This is a genomic window from Exiguobacterium sp. UBA3968 (assembly GCF_002385115.1).
Lineage (GTDB): Bacteria > Bacillota > Bacilli > Exiguobacteriales > Exiguobacteriaceae > Exiguobacterium_A.
Map to the genome: position 1 here is coordinate 107,355 of NZ_DGCW01000007.1, position 17,228 is coordinate 124,582.

18 protein-coding genes are annotated in these 17,228 nt (G+C 45.8%); 10 read left to right on the forward strand and 8 right to left on the reverse strand.

Annotated elements, in window-relative coordinates:
• Positions 1 to 111 precede the first annotated feature (111 nt).
• The 4 genes from B3S86_RS13285 (at position 112) to B3S86_RS13300 (ending at position 3,321) form a co-directional block, all read left to right on the forward strand.
• On the forward strand, positions 112 to 555 hold the full coding sequence (locus B3S86_RS13285; protein WP_056064819.1) for a hypothetical protein: 444 nt from the start codon (positions 112 to 114) through the stop codon (positions 553 to 555).
• Positions 556 to 641: 86 nt separating this feature from the next.
• Complete coding sequence (locus tag B3S86_RS13290) at positions 642 to 815, forward strand: hypothetical protein (protein WP_023469740.1); 174 nt, start codon at positions 642 to 644, stop codon at positions 813 to 815.
• 31 nt (positions 816 to 846) lie between these two features.
• Complete coding sequence (locus B3S86_RS13295) at positions 847 to 2,403, forward strand: ABC-F family ATP-binding cassette domain-containing protein (RefSeq protein WP_023469741.1); 1,557 nt, start codon at positions 847 to 849, stop codon at positions 2,401 to 2,403.
• A gap of 132 nt (positions 2,404 to 2,535) precedes the next feature.
• Complete coding sequence (locus tag B3S86_RS13300; protein ID WP_035411968.1) at positions 2,536 to 3,321, forward strand: alpha/beta hydrolase family protein; 786 nt, start codon at positions 2,536 to 2,538, stop codon at positions 3,319 to 3,321.
• Positions 3,322 to 3,330: 9 nt separating this feature from the next.
• Here the strand turns inward: B3S86_RS13300 and B3S86_RS13305 are convergent, their stop codons facing one another.
• The 3 genes from B3S86_RS13305 to B3S86_RS13315 are packed head-to-tail and all read right to left on the reverse strand — an operon-like array spanning position 3,331 to position 5,104.
• Positions 3,331 to 3,909: a hypothetical protein gene (locus B3S86_RS13305; RefSeq protein ID WP_035411965.1), complete on the reverse strand. Its 579-nt coding sequence runs from the start codon at positions 3,907 to 3,909 to the stop codon at positions 3,331 to 3,333.
• Entirely contained in the window at positions 3,897 to 4,787 is an 891-nt protein-coding gene (locus tag B3S86_RS13310) for an FAD:protein FMN transferase (RefSeq protein ID WP_290753572.1), read from the reverse strand. The genes B3S86_RS13305 and B3S86_RS13310 overlap by 13 nt, the downstream gene beginning before the upstream one ends.
• Before the next feature lie 11 nt (positions 4,788 to 4,798).
• The gene (locus B3S86_RS13315; protein WP_290753575.1) at positions 4,799 to 5,104 is read right to left on the reverse strand and encodes a hypothetical protein; all 306 of its coding nucleotides are present in this window, start codon (positions 5,102 to 5,104) and stop codon (positions 4,799 to 4,801) included.
• A gap of 101 nt (positions 5,105 to 5,205) precedes the next feature.
• Between B3S86_RS13315 and B3S86_RS13320 the strand changes: the two genes are divergently transcribed.
• From B3S86_RS13320 to B3S86_RS13330, 3 genes are all read left to right on the forward strand, one after another.
• A complete protein-coding gene (locus B3S86_RS13320; protein WP_035411955.1) occupies positions 5,206 to 5,883 on the forward strand; it encodes a response regulator transcription factor in 678 nt (225 codons plus the stop codon).
• Entirely contained in the window at positions 5,876 to 7,045 is a 1,170-nt protein-coding gene (locus B3S86_RS13325; RefSeq protein WP_290753580.1) for a sensor histidine kinase, read from the forward strand. The genes B3S86_RS13320 and B3S86_RS13325 overlap by 8 nt, the downstream gene beginning before the upstream one ends.
• A 79-nt stretch (positions 7,046 to 7,124) precedes the next feature.
• The gene (locus B3S86_RS13330) at positions 7,125 to 7,538 is read left to right on the forward strand and encodes a DUF2231 domain-containing protein (protein ID WP_290753583.1); all 414 of its coding nucleotides are present in this window, start codon (positions 7,125 to 7,127) and stop codon (positions 7,536 to 7,538) included.
• A 64-nt stretch (positions 7,539 to 7,602) separates the two neighbouring features.
• Here the strand turns inward: B3S86_RS13330 and B3S86_RS13335 are convergent, their stop codons facing one another.
• The 5 genes from B3S86_RS13335 to B3S86_RS13355 all read right to left on the reverse strand — a co-directional run bounded on the left by B3S86_RS13335 (position 7,603) and on the right by B3S86_RS13355 (position 13,265).
• Entirely contained in the window at positions 7,603 to 8,835 is a 1,233-nt protein-coding gene (locus tag B3S86_RS13335) for a DEAD/DEAH box helicase (protein ID WP_290753586.1), read from the reverse strand.
• Between the two features lie 104 nt (positions 8,836 to 8,939).
• Positions 8,940 to 9,239 (reverse strand): DUF3817 domain-containing protein, encoded by a 300-nt coding sequence (locus B3S86_RS13340; RefSeq protein ID WP_035411945.1) that lies wholly within the window; start codon positions 9,237 to 9,239, stop codon positions 8,940 to 8,942.
• A gap of 78 nt (positions 9,240 to 9,317) precedes the next feature.
• Complete coding sequence (locus B3S86_RS13345) at positions 9,318 to 10,283, reverse strand: ring-cleaving dioxygenase (RefSeq protein ID WP_035411942.1); 966 nt, start codon at positions 10,281 to 10,283, stop codon at positions 9,318 to 9,320.
• 119 nt (positions 10,284 to 10,402) lie between these two features.
• Complete coding sequence (locus tag B3S86_RS13350) at positions 10,403 to 10,603, reverse strand: cold-shock protein (protein WP_023469752.1); 201 nt, start codon at positions 10,601 to 10,603, stop codon at positions 10,403 to 10,405.
• A gap of 274 nt (positions 10,604 to 10,877) precedes the next feature.
• Entirely contained in the window at positions 10,878 to 13,265 is a 2,388-nt protein-coding gene (locus B3S86_RS13355) for an immune inhibitor A domain-containing protein (RefSeq protein WP_035411939.1), read from the reverse strand.
• A 255-nt stretch (positions 13,266 to 13,520) separates the two neighbouring features.
• Here B3S86_RS13355 and B3S86_RS13360 point away from each other — a divergent pair, with 255 nt between their 5' ends.
• The 3 genes from B3S86_RS13360 to B3S86_RS13370 all read left to right on the forward strand — a co-directional run bounded on the left by B3S86_RS13360 (position 13,521) and on the right by B3S86_RS13370 (position 17,170).
• Positions 13,521 to 15,008: an HD domain-containing phosphohydrolase gene (locus B3S86_RS13360; protein WP_290753592.1), complete on the forward strand. Its 1,488-nt coding sequence runs from the start codon at positions 13,521 to 13,523 to the stop codon at positions 15,006 to 15,008.
• A 19-nt stretch (positions 15,009 to 15,027) separates the two neighbouring features.
• On the forward strand, positions 15,028 to 15,459 hold the full coding sequence (locus tag B3S86_RS13365) for a GyrI-like domain-containing protein (protein WP_290753595.1): 432 nt from the start codon (positions 15,028 to 15,030) through the stop codon (positions 15,457 to 15,459).
• Positions 15,460 to 15,634: 175 nt separating this feature from the next.
• Positions 15,635 to 17,170, forward strand: a complete 1,536-nt coding sequence (locus B3S86_RS13370) for a M4 family metallopeptidase (RefSeq protein WP_290753598.1) — start codon at positions 15,635 to 15,637, stop codon at positions 17,168 to 17,170.
• The last annotated feature ends 58 nt before the right edge of the window (positions 17,171 to 17,228 follow it).

Below are 17,228 nucleotides of genomic sequence, written 5' to 3' on the forward strand. Positions count from 1 at the left end.
CGTTATGGATAGTATACGCTTTTTCGAAGAGAAAAGTTTCTTTGTTCTGCCGGAACTTTTTTTATCAAAATGTGGTAATAGTATCTATAGAATGAAAAGGAGGATTTACGCATGTCACTTGCCTACTATGTTGAAGAAAATAGTGAATTCCAGCCGATCTATCAATATGATCGTTATGCGATCGAACCGGAAGAAATCATCGCCCACCAACTCTGCGAATTCCATATCATCGAAGGACATCAATACGAGCTTCGTTCCAATGAGATGGCAGGTGAATACGATCAATTGATTGTCGACCACATCAAAGCATCACCGCGTGCGACGGAAGAACGTGTTTATCCACCGCATCAAATTCATATTGAATTCAGACAGTATCTATCCGACAGCGCCCAACCGCTTTTAAAGACATCAACGGTTCCAAATCACATCCAAGCGATGCGTTTTTTGATCAAAGACAAGATTGAAGTCGAAGGACACGGTATTTTTGAGCGTGACAGCTGTGAAATTGATATCGATCGGAATTGTTATGTCGTCTATCTTGCAGATACACTTTGAGATGTAAAATCGAGTCTCTTCATTTCCAAGAGACGTTTTTTTTGGCATACTAGAAGGTAAGAACGAATCAATCGAGGTGAACGAACATGAGTGAACAACCAAAAAAACTATCATTGCAAGAGGCAATGATCGAGCGCTTGAAAGCAAAAAAACAAGCGCAAACTAAACGTCCGACTGGCTTACAAGGAACACAAACGAAACAATTGACGAGCCAACAGACGAAAAAAGCGAATAACCAGAAAAAACGGACAGGCGTCTAAGTCACAGGAATTCATGAAATAAGGAGCAATTATGAGTATTTTAACGGTATCTAACTTAAGTCACGGATTCGGTGACCGCGCCATTTTCGAAAATGTCTCCTTCCGCCTGTTAAAAGGCGAGCACATCGGTCTCGTTGGTGCGAACGGTGAGGGGAAATCGACGTTCATGAATATCATCACGTCGCAACTTGAGCCGGATGAAGGGAAAGTTGAATGGGCGAAGCATGTGCGCGTCGGCTATTTAGACCAGCACGCTGTCCTTGAAAAAGGATTAACGATTCGGGATGCTCTCAAAGGTGCATTCCAGTACATGTTCGATATCGAACAGGAAATCAATGATTTGTACGGTAAAATGGGTGAAGTCGAGCCAGAAGAACTCGAAAAAATGCTCGAAGAAGTCGGTGTCTTACAAGACATTTTGACAAATAACGACTTCTATACGATTGATGCAAAAGTCGAAGAAATCGCACGCGGTCTTGGTCTCGATGAAATCGGACTTGACCGGGATGTACAGGAGCTCAGTGGTGGACAGCGGACGAAAATTCTGCTTGCGAAACTCCTTCTTGAAAAACCAGATATTCTCTTACTTGATGAGCCGACCAACTATCTCGATGTCCAGCATATCGAGTGGTTAAAACGCTATTTAAATGAATATGAGAATGCATTCATCTTGATTTCGCACGATATTCCATTCCTCAATAGCGTCATCAACTTGATTTATCATATGGAAAATCAAGAATTGAACCGTTATGTCGGTGACTACGACAACTTCGTCACGATCCACGAAGCGAAGAAAAAACAACTTGAGTCTGCATTCAAGCGTCAACAGCAGGAAATCTCTGAGTTGAAGGATTTCGTTGCCCGGAACAAGGCGCGTGTCTCGACACGGAACATGGCGATGTCACGTCAGAAAAAGCTTGATAAGATGGATGTCATCGAACTCGCACAGGAACGGCCAAAACCAGAGTTCCACTTCCTCCAAGCACGGACACCAAGTAAATTGATGTTCGAAGCAAAAGGTCTTGTCATCGGATACGATGAGCCACTGTCTCGTCCTCTTGATTTGACGATCGAACGCGGACAGAAGATCGCCTTGCACGGTGCGAACGGAATCGGGAAATCGACGTTGCTCAAGAGTTTACTCGGTGAAATCCCGGCTGTCTCGGGTGTCGTTGAGCGGGGAGAGAACTTGCATATCGGGTACTTCGAGCAAGAAGTCAAAGAGAAGAACTCGAATACGTGTATCGAAGAGATCTGGAATACGTTCCCGTCTCTGACACAACAGCAAGTCCGCGCCATGCTCGCGAAGTGTGGTTTGATGACGAAACACATCGAATCGAAAATCGAAGTACTCAGCGGTGGAGAAAAAGCGAAAGTCCGTCTTTGTAAATTGATGAACACGGAATCGAACATCCTCGTACTCGATGAGCCGACGAACCACTTGGACGTCGAAGCAAAAGAAGAATTAAAACGTGCGTTACAAGAGTACAAAGGAACCGTCCTCTTAATCTCACACGAACCAGAATTCTATGAAGCTGTTGCAACAGACTTATGGAACTGTGAATCATGGACGACAAAAGTATTCTAAGCCATGCTTTACAAAAGATGGGATGCCCAGATGGGTATCCCATCTTTTTAGTTCATACACTTAATCATTGCATGATTGTGCATCTTCACGCACACTAAGACTTAGAAAATGGTTATGAAGGAGCGTGTTTTTTTGGAAACGATCACGAAAAAAGCAACTTTATCCTATTTACATGTTCCAAGCGGTGGTTCGGAACAATTGATTGCCCGCCTCTATTCACCTGAACATACAGAGGATGCTCCATTAATTGTCCTCTTTCACGGATTTCCCGGGAAACAGTTAAACATGGACTGGGCAGTACAACTTCAAAGCGCAGGATACCATGTGCTTGTCACGTCATATCGTGGAACGATCGGAAGTCCCGGAACCTTCCGATTCCAACATGTTCTGGAAGACGCAACGGCAACTTTACGTTACGTCTGCTCCAAGTCTTTCACTACTGAACACGGTATCAAGGCTGATCAGATTACCGTTGTCGGTCATAGCATGGGTGGGTTCGCCGGTCTTCATGCTTTTGCTGAGACACCGGAGGCTGAACATTATGTCGGGATTTCTCCGTTTAATTTTGGACTCGTCGGTCAGCTCGTCCTCGAACATCCGGAATACGAGCCTGTGCTTCATGGTATTCTCGAGCGAGGAGCTGCTTTCCTAAATGACGCCACTGCTGACGCGTTACTTGACGAGTTAAAGCACCATCATACGACATGGAACTTACTGACGCTAAAAGAACGTCTAGCCGATCGCTCGATGTTGCTCATGACGTCAGAACGGGACGAAACATCGATCAAGGCGCTCCATCATGACTTATTGGTATCGGACAGTCCGTTTGAGGAAGCGATCGTCGATAGTGATCACAACTATATTGAGAATCGGGATGCTGCCTTTAACGAATGGACAGCTTGGCTCGCCCGACAATGAAAAGAGCGCTCAGTGTACGACTGAGCGCTCTTTTGCTGAAGTTCGAGTCCGTTGCATAGGACGGATCCGCATCCGGTACAGAACAAGTGTGAACATCGTCAATGTCGAGACAGCGTACCAAACCGTCGTAAATAGTGTTCCGGTATCTGTACCGATGAAAAGACCATGTGCCGTCATCAATAGCCAGGCAGGTAAAACAAGCCAATGTGTCAATTTCCAAAGCGTCTTGCCTAGCGTCTCCTTCAAGAAATCCGAAGTCACGAGAACGAACCCGAATAAGTAGAGACTGATCGTTCCAAATGCATTCCAAAGCGGTTCATAGGAAGCTTGTCCTGGAATCAAGACCTCGAAGATTGTCAGTGGTGCGTACGTATCCACAATGATGAGCGTCGCATGGAGGACGATTGCGAGCAATCCTGCCCAACCACTATATAAGTGCACGTGATGCAATCGTGCTTTTTGCTTTTTGAGAGCCGGGTAGGAACCAAGCAATCCTGCTAGGACTGAAATCGTCATGAAGAAGTGTCCGCTTAAGCCACTCAAGCGAATCATCGTCCATGTCGAGAACAACCATTTCATCCAGTCCATATCTCACTCACTCCTTTCTGTTCGCTTCGCCATTCTCCTGTAGTGTCTAAAATCAGTAATCGTCCTTTTGGAAACCAACGAAACAATTTTTCTTGACGTTCTGCTTCTGTCATCTGAAAGGCAAGCTTTGTCATGACTTCCGCTTCATAGAGTTGTGGAGCAGACGCCGTCGCTTGCAGAATCGGACTCCTCGTCGGACGCCCTGTTCGTCCATCTAACAAATGATGATGCGTCTGTCCGTCCGTCTTCCACGATCGATAGACACGGTTCGATGTCGCAATCGCACCTTGTCGTAATTGCACATCAGCGACGCGTTGTTCGGTCTCGGGATGCGTAATTGTGATATTCCATGGTTTCTCCTCAGACCAGACGATGACGTCACCTCCCGCTTCAATCAGTCCACGGTTCCAGGTTTTTCGTAGGCGTTGCGCCGCGATCATCGCGGCAGCACCTTTTCCGATTCCACCTAGATCGATAAAGCCGCCTCCGACTCGAGTCACGTCGCATCCTTCAATGATGAATGGTGCGATTTCCGGTGGAGCCGTTTCTTCATAAGCGATGGCTTGCGTGAACGGAAACGATTGCCGGTAACCATTAGCTTGTTGTTGAGCTAGCAGAAACGGAGAAAAATAATGTTCCGTCTGTTCGAAGTATCGTGTGGCGCGTGCCAGTAAGCGGGCTAACGGTAAGGACACCGATATCATGTCCCCGATCCGCAAACGATTCAATCGACTAACCTCACTTTGATCATCAAAGCGTGACCACTGTCGATCGACGTAATGAAAGAAACGGATGAGTTCCTCCCACTCGGCTTCATCAATCGGCTGATCCGTCACGATTCTCACCTGATTATGCATCGCATACAATTGTCGCTCCATTTTCCTCCTCCTTACCTCGAATGACTGGACTGACCGTCACTCGACCCACCTGGTTGACTGAATCCAGACGATTCGTCGCCCTGCCATTGACCATCATCATCTTCGTAATATCCATCATCTTCTCTATATTCGTCTTCATCATCGCTATATTGATTTCCTTGGGATGGTAATGTCGTATCATTCGAATACGTATCGCCTGTCGAAACAGGTGTCGTCGAGGAATCGCTCGAACTGACATTCAACTGACCAATCGCAAGTCCGATGAAGACGGAACTACTAAGCCCGACGAGCCATTTCGCAAATGGTTTTGGTTTCATCTGTTTCCTCTCCCTTCTTGTTACGTTTACTGTATCGAAAAAAACTGACAACTAACTGACGGCAACTATGGGATAATGAGAAAAAAAGAGGAGCGATGTGCATGCGCGTTTTGGTAGCAGAAGATGATCAGCGTCTTGCGAAGATGTTACGCCTCCATTTGGAGCGGGCAGGATATCAGGTAGATGTTGCACGGGATGGAGTGGAGGCGCTCCTCCAATGTCAGACGTATCGCTATGACTTACTCGTTCTCGATTGGATGATGCCTCGCAAGAGCGGAGTCGAAGTCGCCGCTACTTTACGCCAAGAACAGTTTGAAGGCGGCATCTTGATGCTGACTGCTCGCGATACGGAAATTGATCTCGTCCATGGTCTTGATAGTGGAGCGGATGACTATCTCGTCAAACCGTTTCAATCAAATGAACTTTTGGCACGACTGCGCGCGCTCAGTCGTCGTCAACAAAAGGCATTCGTGTCGACGGTCACCTTCAATGGACTAGTCCTTGATCTGTCCTCACAAACGATTTCCTATGAACACCATCCGATTGATTTAACACGACGTGAATTCGAATTCCTTTCTTTGCTCCTAAGACGACCTGAACAGGTGATGAGTCGTGAATTAATCATCGAAGTCGTGTGGGGCATCGGTGCGGATATTACGGATAACGCGCTCGATGCGCTCGTCCGACTTGTTCGAAAAAAACTAGATGCGGTCGGTGCTCCTAATTTGATCCGGACAGTTCGCGGATTCGGTTATCGATTAGGTGATCCACATGCTTGACTCGATTCGAAAACGACTGACGTTATTATTCAGTGGTTCGTTCTTTTTTGTACTAGTCCTCATCTTGATTGGTGTGTATGTCACGAACGCTCAATTGCTGAATCGAATGGAATTGAATCAATTGAAGGGCATATCTGATCGCGATATCTTCGAACGGATCGAGCACGGAGAAGATCAATTCATCCAAAATCCGATCTACTTTCAGTTACTCGATGATTCAGGAAACGAACGCTATGAAAGTCTGCCGCCAGACGTCGAGTCCAAAACACTGCATCGTTTTTTAAGGTCAGATGATACGACGAAACAAGTGGACTGGGATGATCGACACTTCTTACTGTATCAACGGAGTACCGAAGAAGGACGACTACTGCTGATGAAGGACATCTCTCCGACAGAAGATACCTTACAGCGATTGATTGCCGTTCTTGCGGGGATTGCGGTTCTCGCAACGATTGTCCTGACACTAGTCGGATACATCCTTGCTGGTCGAGCCGTCATACCGGTGCAACAAGCATTCGATCGCCAACGTCGTTTTACGTCCGATGCTTCACATGAACTACGGACACCTTTGACAATCGTCTACAGCGGGATTGAATTGCTAGAAGCGGAATCACTTTCGAATGAAGGACGAACGATTCTAGAGGATATCAAAGCAGAAACGGCAAGCATGCAGTATTTAGTCTCTGATTTACTATTGCTTGCGCGAGAAGGACAACTTTCACCGAAACAGGAAGTTGACCTTAGTTCACTCGTTCAAAAGACCGTCGAACGTTTTCAGCATGCCTACTCGGATCGCATCATCCACGCTTCGATCGCGCCTGACTTACACATGAAAGGGGATGCCCATCAATTGAATCGCTTATTGACGGTCTTTCTTGAGAATGCTCTTGTCTACAGCGATAAAGTCATTGATGTCTCCCTCGAAGAAACTACTACAGAACGCCAGTTGACGATACAGGACCGTGGGATCGGTATCGCTTCCGATCAACAAACTAAAATATTCGAGCGTTTTTACCGGGGGGATCATTCACGTCACGGAACAGGTACGGGCCTCGGCTTATCGATTGCTCAATCGATTGTCGATCAACATGGCGGTACGATTTCTATTGATTCAACATTAGGTGAAGGCACACGCTTCATCATTCATTTCCCAACTCTTTAAAACGGTGTCAGTTAGCTGTCAGATAAGCAGGGTAAAGTGAAATTATTCTTTATCATACTTACCTAAGGAGGTCTTTGATATGTTGGGAAACGTACCGCTTCATCCACTTCTTGTCCATGCACCGATCGCACTTTTATTATTCGCAACGTTATTGTTACTCGTCAGTCTGAAATGGACGCAATTCAAATTGTTCACCCTCTTTACGCTAGTCGTTGGTCTGATTTCTGGGGTCGCCGCCTATTTGTCTGGAGACGGAGCAGAAGAGTATGCGGAAGCGAACTTAAGTAGCGTTACCCATGCTGCTATCGAAAATCATGAGCATTTCGCGTTGTTCAGCCTTGTTGCCTTTGGTGTCTCGCTGTTATTTTTGTTATTGGGTTACCGCTCAAACAAAAAAATGTTTTTATTACTCAGTTTTGTCGTTGCCATCGTCGGTAGCGGATTACTTGCTTATACCGGTCATCTTGGTGGTCAGATGGTATATGCTAAATAAAAAAGAGCCGGTTCATTTTCTCTTTTTCAGAGAAAATGGACCGGCTCTTTTATCTTGTTTCTGTTTATTTACGATGTGCGCGTCCCGGGCGACGGTTATTCGAACGACGTGTGTTTCCACGTCCTTCTGTCGTCTTCCGTGATCCTTTACTCTGGTCGTGCTGTGCGCGAATCGCCTCTTCAGACAATTCGACGACGATTGGCGTGACCGAGATGTTCAATTCACGTTCCATATCACGGAACGTCCGACCATCTTTCGGCGTCACGATCGAGACGGCAATTCCATCGTTCCCAGCACGTCCTGTCCGACCGATCCGGTGAACATAACTTTCGGCATCGTCCGGTAAATCGTAGTTGAAGACGTGTGTCACACCTGTCACATCGAGACCACGGGAAGCGACGTCTGTTGCAATCAGGAATTGTGTTTTTCCTTGATAGAACTTCGCCATTGCCTTTTCTCGTTTCCCTTGCGTCAACCCACCATGCAGTTCATCCGTCGGATACCCTTGCATCTGCATTTCTTCGTTTAATTTACTGACACGACGTTGCGTACGGCAGAAAATGATGGCTGCATATGGACGCATCTCGTCAAGCATCGTCCGTAGTGTCGCCTGCTTGCGACGATCCGTCGTCTCGACGACGAACTGCTCGATCGCTTCTACAGTGATGCTTTCCGCTTCTACCTGCACTTCGACTGGGTTACGCAAATACGTTTTCGCCAGTTCCTCTACTTTAGGTGGCATCGTTGCTGATAACATGACGAACTGGCGATCAACAGGTGCTGCCTCGATGATATCTTCAATTTCTGGCAAGAAACCGATTTGAAGCATTTGGTCCGCCTCATCTAAGACGAGTGTACGTAATTCGCTTAAGTCTAGTGTGCCGCGACCGACATGATCGAGAATCCGTCCTGGTGTTCCGATGATGATTTGTGGCATCCGTCCGAGTCGTTGAATCTGTTTAAAGACGTCTTGCCCGCCATATACTGCAAGAGCACGGTACTGTTCCGTATTGCGAATCAGCTTATGGGTCTCATCTGCGATTTGACGCGCGAGTTCGCGAGTCGGTGCGACGATCAATGCTTGGACCGTTTGCGATTCGACATCGATTTGCTCAAGAATCGGTAAGAGGAACGCTAGTGTTTTTCCTGTTCCGGTTTGTGCCTGTCCAATCAAGTCGCGTCCGTCAAGTAATGATGGAATCGCTCGTTCTTGAATCGGTGTCGGCTCCTTGATGCCTTGTTTTTGTAATTTTTTTATCCACAGGTCACTGATGTGTAATGTTTCAAATGTTGACATAATATATCCTCCTAAAAATTATCCACAGAAAAAAGCTGTGGATAACCTGCTTCGCATAGACAAAAACAGTTATCCACAGCCGTGCTCTATTCAGTATACACAATTTACGCGTTTGTTGCTTCCTGTTTTAACTTCCGATCGAGTATGAACGTGCCGAACGGGATGAATGATGCGATGAACGCAATACCCGCCTTGATGATCGACCAATCGTATTTGAATTTCACAACGGCGAGCCAGATCGCGTACATGACGAATAAGACACCGTGAAGTGCACCAACGACCGAAACTGCTTGTGGAATGTCCGCCATATATTTCAACGGCATCGCAATCAACAGTAAGACTAAAAACGAAATTCCTTCTAATATCGCAATCATCCGGAATTGCCCAAGCGTAGTTCTTAACATCCCGTCACTCCTTTTTCCTGATTCCTGCTCTTAGTATACGGGATGGACGATCCATCTGTGACCTGTGTCACAGGATTGTCAGATTTCGAGTGGTCGTAACCGAGCTTCGATGGCAGCTCGTTTTGGCTCAAGAAACGGAGGTAACGCAAGTGTCTCCCCTAATGTTTCAACCGACTCATCCGTCGCAAATCCTGGTGTATCTGTCGAGAGTTCAAATAAGATATGATTCGGTTCCCGGAAGTAAAGGGCTTGGAAATAGTGACGATCGACTTTACCGGAGTTCGGTAAGTGATAAGCATTCAGACGTTCGACCCACTTCTCGTACTCCTCACTGTTCGGTACACGGAACGCGACATGGTGCACACCACCACGACCTAAACGTTCCCGATCAAGGTCTGGACGCGCTTCGACGTGGACTTCTGCTCCGATTCCCCCTTCTCCTGTCGCATAGACTTCGATTGGAGCAAAGTCACCTGCTAGTGAAGGATAGCGACCAACGTTCCGGAAACCCATCACTTCCGTCAGCACGCGGACCGTTAGTGTCGGATCGTTAACCGTCAATGTCACGGCTCCAAGTCCAACGATGGCATGTTCAGAAGGAATCTCTTCTTGCGGCCATGGGACACCGCCTGCGACACCTACTTCGCCATCTTCCGCGACAAGAATCAAACGCGTTCCTTCCTGATCACGAAACGCCAGTGTCTGTCGTCCAGCACGCTCAATGATTTCGTCATGCTCAACGTCCTTTTCCTCAAACCGTTTTTTCCAAAATTGAAGAGCGGCTGTTGTTTTGACACGAAGAGATGTCGAAGAAATACTCGATGCTCCTGGTACACCCGTTCCAAGATGTGGAATATCGAAAAACGTCAAATCTGTTCCAGGATTCCCTTCCGCATCTCCATAAAACAAATGATACGATGTCGTGTCATCTTGATTTACTGTTTTTTTAATCAAACGCATTCCGAGTACTTTCGTATAAAATTGATAATTTCGCTCTGCCATGCCTGTTAAGATTGATACATGATGAATTCCAAGTAGCTCCATCTTCGTCACTCCCTGTAAATGATTTGGTAATTGAAGTATAACGCACTAATATCTTGAATTCAAGATATTAGTCTAATAAAAAACCGCCCCTCCGAAAAGGGACGATTGAATAGTTGAAATTAAAGTTTTACGACGTTAGCAGCTTGTGCTCCACGTGCGCCTTCAGTGATTTCGAACTCAACTTCTTGACCTTCGTCAAGTGTTTTGAAGCCTTCACCAGTGATTGCTGAGAAATGTACGAATACGTCTTCTCCGCCTTCAACTTCGATGAAACCGAAACCTTTTTCTGCGTTAAACCATTTTACTTTACCTGTGTTCATGGGAACAACCTCCAAAAATAAATTACTTAATACATATGCTGAGCATATGAAAGGAATTCATTATTGTCCCGAAATACATGGAGCAACGAAAAGATTGTTCGTGACACGATGTGAATCCGTAATGACAATAACAATATTAAGCTAACGTAAGTATAAAATGGATGCGCTTTAAAAGTCAAGTTGCCTGACCAATGTTTTTCCAATTGATTCCACTTCTTCTACGTAACTCAAACAAAAAACAGGTTCAGCTGAAACTGAACCTGTTCTTCTGTTTTTAACGGTGGATCCAGACTGCTCCAGCAGAGTTATCTTTTGCTTCACCGATGACTTGAATTTTCAATCCATTGTTCGGAAGCAATTTCCCTGCATCCGGAATCAACTGGTTGATATACGATTTTGAATCATCAAACTTCGTCACACCTGGAAGACCTTTATAGTCGTAAAGTCCACGTGATGGCGAATCGATGAGCCATGCAGGTGCTTTATCATAACTGAAAGCAGCATCTGCGATTTGGTAACGTGTGCTGTCCTTAACCGTCGGTTGTCCTTTCAACGTGCCGACGATCGCTTCCGGATGCGAATCAACGACACCGAGGAATCCTTCACCTGGGTGCTTACCGACCCAGTTGTCGTCAAAGCTAGAATCACCATACCAAACGACAAGGCCTGTGTTGTACTTCACACCTCGTGCATGTTCGAGCGCTTTGTCCGAACCTGCATAGTTGCGCCATTCAAGGTAGTACGCGTTATCTGCATACGTGAAGCCGTTCGATGCGACGAAGCCATCTAATTTGAATTTAGGTGTTCCCTCGGCATCATCTTCAAAGACGACTTTACCATCGACTGTCAGCGTAGCATTATCGAGCGCGAAACCATCAAGCGCGAGTCCTGCGTCAGTGACATATTCAAATTTCAGCGTGACTTTTTTACCAGCAAATTCACTGAGGTCGTATGATTTATCTACCCATGCGCCTTTAGTAGAATCGGCTCGCTCATCGCCATCCGTGTCCTTTTTACCGATCGTTTCCAGTACTTTTGACTGGCCATCGGCTGTAGCAGTGACTGTCAGGAAATCGTAGTTGAATTCAACGTCATAGTACGCTTTAAAGTCAAATTTTGCTTGTTTAGCATTCGTCAGATCAAATTCAGGAGACGTCATCGATGTATGAAGATCGTTCCCTTTTGTACTGTAGTAGTACTTCTTGCCGAACGCTGGAGCAATTCCTTTCACTGGCTTTTGTGGAAGATTGACTTTGATGATCCCTGGATTTTTTGATTTCGTGACACTCTGATCGAGGTACGAAGCTGTTCCAGCTTTCGTGAGCGAATCAAAATCGATTGTTTGGATGTTTGCCCAGTTTCCGCCCATGACTGTCTGGAAGAATTCCTTGTTTTGCGGAGAGAAGCTCGTCGGCTCTGTTCCGGCAATTTTACCATTCCAGCTACCACCACTCATGATGGACCAAGAAGCGACTGGCTCCCCTTGACCTGTGTATTGCGTGTCGTATTCATCGGGAAGTCCGAGGTCATGTCCGAATTCGTGCGCGAAGACTCCGACTGCGCCGTCCTCAGGTTGAATCGTATAGTCGTAAGCTGCCATCTTCCCACCCCAGCGTGTCGGAACGTTTGATGTCGTGTTTTCGACTGGATAAACGCTATCGAGCGTCCAGCGGTGCGACCAGATTGCGTCATCCCCTAATTTACCGCCACCCGCTTCTTGCCCCGTTCCTGCGTGAATGATCATCAAGTGATCAACGAGACCATCTGGTTCATTTAAGTTACCGTCGCCATCTAAGTCATACTGGTCGAACTGATCGTACTCAGCTAAATTGATGCCTGCCTTGACGGCAGCATTCAAGGCATCCTTGACGAGTCCACGCGGCCCTTTTGCTCCTGGCAAGTTATCATTTCCGCCTTTTGGACTATCAGCACCATAATCCTTAGCTGTTCCCGGAACTTTTAACCAGTTCGAAACCGTCCCATCGACCGAATAGCTTCCACCCGATTGTTCTTCATAATACTGCTTGAACGTTTTAACCTTTTCTCCGTTGAACAGTTCAAATTCTTTATCCCCGAACATCAAATCTTGATAATGCTTTTGGTTAAAGTCTTTAGCGTACATATAACCTGGCTCTTGAACGACGTTATTGTGCGCGAAGTCACTGTACTCGACAAGCAGTACCAATACCTTGTCCGTCCGTGTCGTACCGTTATACTTTGCTTGCTTAGCTTTGTCTACTTTGACGAAGCCGTTCGGATTGCCTTTTTTGTAGTTATCATGCTTTTTGTCCAGCTGTTTTGCTAACTTCTCCTTTTGCTTCGTCAAGAAATCCTTTGTTTTCTTGTCGAAGGCTGCTTCTTTACCCGATGCATGCGCGTGATCAGGAGCTGGTTTTCCGTTCGCCTTTTGGTCAAGATACTTTTGGACTGCTTTTTGCTTCGCTTCTACGGAAGCGGCTTTTGAAACGACCCCACGTTTTTCCAAGACTTTCAACAATCTGTCTTGATCGACTGTGCTTAAATCCATTGGTGCACCAGAGGCTGCTTTTTCTGCTGCTTGTACGGATTTTACCTGCCCACCAGGTAAGACCGGACCGACAGCAAAAGCAGCTGCCGTAATTCCAGACAGTACGGCTAAGCTAAGCTGTTTCTTTTTTCCCACGTGAATTGACCCCCTATGTAGTAGTGAAAAGTAAAAGATTACTATACTTTTCTGAATATTCAAATCTTAGTTTATTTTACTTCCTTAATCAATCTTTTTTAAGATAATTAGTGCTTTATGACCATACCTATTTTTGAGTATTAATTTCAAAAGATTTTCAAAAGATTCTTTCACCTTTTTTTCAAAAAAACATCCTTCCACCGTTTTAGAAAACGGTACGCTGAAAGCACTCTAATTCACTAAAGGGAGGATACAATGAGCGCTTTACAACGTTTTGAACGCCACTTACTAAGAAACTATCTGCTCGGTTCATTCATCGCGGTGTTCGGCGTCGGATGTCTGTTTATTTTTGAGACCCTTACTTTCACGAGGAATGAACAGTTGATTTTAATGGGTATCATGGGTTTATCTGTCAGTCTGATGGTTTTACTCGAATATATGCTTTATTCTCGGCACATCGGTGCCTTACGACGCTTCTTCCAAAACGAGATTCCTTCACTCGCCTCTTTCCAAGAGGCTTATCAAACAACCCATCACTTTCCGGTTCTGACTGTTCAACGAATCATGGGACCACACTTCTTAGGTCTCTCAGTTCCCGCATCACTCCTGACAGCACTCGCAATCTCTCAAGAGTGGTTAAAGATGCCGTACTACTTGATTGGTCTCGCCTGTTTTGGTGCTGTCCTCGTCGCGATTTTACACGGTCTGATTGAATTTTTTCTAACCTACCGCGTTACGGAGCATATGCTCCTCACGTTAGAGAAGTATGCCTTCGAACATGGCTTTGATGTTCCAAGAAAAACGACGGTCGTCACGTTAAAGCAAAAAATGCTGATCAGCACATTGATTATCGGTGTTTTTCCGATCATGTTGTTCGTGCTCGCCTCAGCCGTTCAGTTAACGGAAAATGAAAGCCTCCGCTCTTATTGGAGCTGGTCGACGCTTATTCTGATCGTCATCTTGTCCGTCGCGACGTTTTGTAGTCTTCTTCTTTATGAGAACATTCGAAAACCGATTGCGATTCTTCAACAAGGTATTCAAGATGTCGAAAACAATCGTCTCGTCTCGTTACCAAATCCGTATTCTGATGAATTCTCGCACCTCGTCTCTGGTTTTAATCTGATGATGGAAGGAATCAAAAAACGCGATGAACAGAATGAGCAATTGCTGGACAGTCTGTTTACGTTATTTGCCGCAACACTTGATGCCCGGGATCCTTATACGGCAGGACACTCGCTTCGTGTCGCTGCTTATTCAGTGGAAATCGCTACGGCTGCCAACCTGCCGTATGAACAAATCGAGCTGTTACGCAAATCAGCTTTGTTGCACGATATCGGAAAAATCGGCATTCGTGACGATGTGTTATTAAAAGAAGGTCGCCTGACTGACGAAGAGTTCCAGATCATTCAGCAACACCCTGTCATCGGTGTGCATATTCTATCCCAAGTTCAGCTGCCAAAGACGTTACAACCAATTCTTCCTGGGGTAAAGTACCATCACGAACGCTATGACGGAAAGGGGTATCCGGAAGGACTCGCAGGAGAGGACATCCCACTCTTCGGTCGGATCATGGCGATTGCTGATGCCTACGATGCGATGACATCTGACCGTCCTTATCGTAAGGGAATGCCAGTGGAAAAAGCTTTATCCATTTTAGAAGAGGGCATGGGTACACAATGGGACGCCACCTTTACGCGTCTTTTTCTAGACTTGAAACGTTCGCCGATTGAAGACGTGTCGTAAGTACGGAAAGGAGTTTCTCATGCATCCTAAAATCGTGGAACGTCATGAATTTTATTTTGTTGGTCTTGGACTAACATGTGAAGAAAACGAATTGCATACGTTAATGCCGGAACTCTGGCGTGAATTTTCAAGACGCTCACATGAGATTCCTGCAAAACCAGATAGCTATCCGCTCGATATCTCACTCGAACGAAACGGAACCAAATACTCGCAATGTGTCGGGTATCCGGTCTCGTCACTCGACGATATTCCAAAAGGAATGAAAGGTCACCGTATTCCTGCTGCACGTTATATTTTTTGGAAACATGAAGGACCTGATATCGAAATTTGGAAGTCCTTCGAAAAAATTCAACGTTTTGCCTCGAAACAAGGGATTGAACTTGATCCTGATGACTTTAAGATTGATGAGACACGAGATGATGTCCACCATCTCTACCAACGGATTCGTTGAACCATTCGCTTGAATGGTTCTTTTTTTTTGCGTTGAAATATCTTTCATACTTAATAATTCAGTACAGGTACTACGGACTATATTCAGAAAATTCGATTTAATTCGAATGACTTATTCTCGCTTTCTTAATTCTTTGGCATAGTTAGACTCAACCCAAACAAGGAGGCGATTTATTTTGAAAAAGTTTCTCGCTACATCGCTTGTCGCAAGTGTACTTGTTGTTCCTACGGTCGTAGGTGCAGAAGGTCTTCAAGCTGGTAAACTCACGAAAGCTTCGTCAGAACCAGCTGCAACAATCGTTAAAGATTTCGTGAACAAAAAAGGTGACTTTGCTGTTCAGAATGTCGAAAAAGACGGATCTTCACAAATCGTACGTCTCCAACAAGAAGTGGATGGCGTCCCTGTCTTTGGTAGTGTCGTCGTCGGGAACGTCGCGAAAGACGGTACTTTGAAAGCAATCGTAAACGATGCGATCAACGTCAAAGGAAAACCAGGTCTCGCGAAAAAAGCAACTCTTTCTGAAAAGAAAGCAATCAAGTTATACCAAAAAGCAATCAAGGCTTCTGAATTCGAAGTCGCTCCAAAAGCAGAACTCGTCATCTATCCTGTTAAAAATGATGCAGTCTATGCGTATAAAGTGACATCGACAGTCCTCGCTGGTAAAGAACCATCACGCTGGACATATTTCATCGATGCAAACTCAGGTAAAGTACTTAATAAGTTCGACCAACTGGCACATGCGAAGCCAGTCAACACAGTTACGGGAACAAATGCAGTCGGTACAGGAACAACAGTTCTTGGCACGAGCGCATCATTTAATACAGTGAAGAGTGGCTCGTACTACTATCTTCAAGATTCAACTCGCGGTAAAGGCATCTACACATATGATGCGAAGAACCGCAACACACTTCCAGGAACACTCTGGTCTGACCTCGATAACCAATTCAATACGACATATGACCGCGCTGCTGTCAGCGCACATGTCAACGCTGCGAAAACATATGATTTCTACAAAAACACATATGGTCGCAACAGTTATGACAACGCAGGCGCTGCCTTAAACTCATCTGTCCACTATTCAACAAGCTACAACAATGCATTCTGGGATGGAACGAAGATGGTCTACGGTGACGGAGACGGTTCAACGTTCACATACCTCTCAGGCGCACTTGACGTCGTAGCGCATGAATTGACACACGCTGTCACAGAATACACAGCTGGCCTCGTTTACCAAAATGAATCAGGTGCAATCAACGAAGCTGTTTCGGATATCATGGGTACGGTTGCTGAATACTCAGTCGGTTCGAACTTCGACTGGCTCGTAGGAGAAGACATCTACACGCCTGGTGTCAGCGGTGATGCACTCCGTTCAATGTCGAATCCAGCTGCTTACGGCGATCCAGATCACTACTCAAAACGCTACACAGGTACACAAGATAACGGTGGTGTCCACACGAACTCTGGTATCGTCAACAAAGCTGCTTACCTCCTCGGTAATGGTGGAACTCATTACAACGTGACTGTCACAGGTGTCGGCGTACCGAAACTTGGAGCAATCTACTACCGTGCTCTTAGCGTCTATTTGACTCCGAACTCGAACTTCAGCGCACTTCGCGCAGCAGTCGTTCAATCGGCAAAAGACCTGTACGGTTCAACAAGTGCAGAAGCAACAGCAGCAGCGAAATCATTTGATGCTGTAGGCGTCTACTAAGAAAATCTCCTCCCAAAGGATTTTCATATTTCCTCCCGAGTGTCGGACTCGGGAGGTT